We start from the raw sequence: 237 nt of genomic DNA, 5'->3' as shown, positions 1-237 counted from the left end.
AAAAGGCCGGCCCACCCAACGCGCGCGGTCATCAAAAGCCTCCCCCAAATGTCGCAAGGCGCCCGATCACGCGGCCCTCGAGCTGGGAGACACCAGTGCCCAGACGACACCGAGTGGCCGGCATCAGGTCTGAGAGCAATAACCGGCGATGCATGATGGCATGGTTGCAGGAGGCCGGGCTGGTATCAGTAATCTCCGCCTCACCGAAGCAGAAGAAAAAGAACCAGCGCAAGCAAC

The 237-nt window shown here is 61.2% G+C and carries 1 protein-coding gene; it reads right to left on the bottom strand.

The features are described from left to right. Positions 1 to 31 precede the first annotated feature (31 nt). Positions 32 to 237 (bottom strand): hypothetical protein (locus tag R0J92_RS26440; RefSeq protein WP_411053871.1); only part of this gene is annotated, 206 nt, incomplete at its 5' end.

Origin of the sequence: Tritonibacter sp. SIMBA_163 (assembly GCF_046535935.1) — a bacterium.
Lineage (GTDB): Bacteria > Pseudomonadota > Alphaproteobacteria > Rhodobacterales > Rhodobacteraceae > Epibacterium > Epibacterium scottomollicae.
The sequence above is the reverse complement of the archived record's forward strand: the minus strand, read 5'-3'. Positions and strand labels throughout refer to the sequence as shown.